Raw genomic sequence first — 1862 nt, forward strand, 5'->3', positions numbered from 1 at the left:
CTCGCTGCTGGCGACCAGGATGGTGTCGCGGCTGCGCCAGACCCTGGCGGTGGAGCTGCCGCTGGCGGCGCTGTTCGAAGCCCGCACCATCGCCGGCCTGGCCGCGCTGATCGATCGACATGGCCGCGGCAACGCCGCGGCGGAACTGGATGCGATGTCCGAGCTTCTGGACGCGCTGGAGCTGCCCGAATGAACGACATGACCGTGCCGCCGGCCGACCCGATGCGCGCGATCGCCGAGCGCGTCGCTGCCCTGCCGGCCGACAAGCGCCGGCAGTTCCTGGCCCAGCTCGACGCCAAGGGCATCAGCGCCCAACGCCTGCCGATCGTGCCGGCGTCGCGCGACGGCGACCTGCCGCTGTCCCATGCCCAGCGCCGCCTCTGGCTGCTGTGGCAGCTGGAGCCGGAGAGCACGGCCTATCACATCACCGGCGGCCTGCGGCTGTCGGGCAGCCTCGACCCCGCTGCGCTGCAGGCGGCGCTGGACGGGCTGGTCGCCCGGCACGAGGCGCTGCGCACCGTCTTCCCGAAGGCCGAGGGCGAGCCGCGGCAGCGGATCCTGCCGCCGGCGTCGTTGGATCTCGCCCGCATCGACCTGTCGGCGGTGCCGGAGGCCGGGCGGCAGGCCCGGTTCGACGAGGTCTCGGCGGCCGACGCGCGGCGGACCTTCGATCTTGCCGCCGGCCCGCTGCTGCGCGCCACGCTGGTCACGCTGGCGGCCGATGAGCATGTGCTGCTGCTGACCCTGCACCACATCGTCGCCGATGGCTGGTCGCTCGACCTGCTGGTCGAGGATCTGGCCCGCGGCTACGACGACCACCGCTCGGGCCGGCCGCAGCAAGCCGCGTCCGGCATCCAGTACGCAGATTATGCGGTCTGGCAGCGCCAACTGATGGAAGCCGGCGAGGGCGAACGGCTGCTCGCCTCCTGGCTCGACCGGCTCGGCCCGGCGCAGCCGGTGCTGGAGCTGCCGGCCGACCGGCCGCGGCCGAGCGAGCCGAGCTGGCGCGGCGACACCGTCGCCTTCGATCTGCCGGACGATCTTTCCACATCGCTGCGCGCGCTGGCGCAGCAGCAGGGCGCGACCCTGTTCATGGTGCTGCTGGCCGGCTTCTCCGTGCTGCTGCGGCGGCTCGGCGGGCAGGACGAGTTGCGCGTCGGCGTGCCTGTGGCCAACCGCCAGCGCCAGGATGTCGAGGCGGTGATCGGCTGCTTCGTCAACACCCAGGTGCTGCCGGTCCGGGTCGACGGCCGGGCGGATTTCCGGTCGCTGCTGGCGGCGGTGCGCGACACGGCGCTGGCCGCCCAGTCGCATCAGGCGCTGCCCTTCGAGCGGCTGGTCGAGGCGCTGAACCCCGAGCGCAGCCTGAGCCGCAACCCGCTGTTCCAGGCGATGATGCAGCACGGCCGGCGCCGCGACGCGGTCGCGCTTCGCCTCGGCGATGTGCGGGCCGAAACCTTGGCGCGGCCCGGCGGCAGCGCCCAGTTCGATCTCAGCCTGACCACGGCGGAGGACGAGGCCGGGCGGATCTCCGCCGAGTTGGACTTCGCCACCGAGCTGTTCGACCGGTCGACGGTGGAGCGCTGGCGCGACAGCTTCCTTCGGCTGCTGCAGCAGGCCGTGGCGCATCCCGACCGGCCGCTGGCCCGGCTGGACCTGCAGACCGATGCGGACCGGCAGCGCCTGTCGCAGTGGAACGCGACGGATGTGACCTACGAACCCGTGCCGACCGTGCTGTCGCTGATCGAGCGCCAGGCGCGGGCGACGCCGGAGGCGGAGGCGCTGGTGTTCGGCGCCGAGCGGCTGAGCTATGCCGAGCTGGACCGCCGGACCAACCGGCTGGCCCAGGCGCTGGCGTCCCG

At 73.5% G+C, this 1862-nt stretch carries 2 protein-coding genes; both read left to right on the forward strand.

Features of this window, described 5'->3' with window-relative positions; translation table 11 throughout:
• Nucleotides 1–193, forward strand: a 193-nt coding sequence (locus tag AAHM41_RS40065; protein WP_342242232.1) for a phosphopantetheine-binding protein, incomplete at its 5' end; no start/stop codon positions are given.
• Nucleotides 190–1862, forward strand: a 1673-nt coding sequence (locus AAHM41_RS40070; protein ID WP_342242233.1) for a condensation domain-containing protein, incomplete at its 3' end; no start/stop codon positions are given. The genes AAHM41_RS40065 and AAHM41_RS40070, both read left to right, overlap by 4 nt.

It is taken from the genome of Inquilinus sp. OTU3971 (assembly GCF_038440215.1).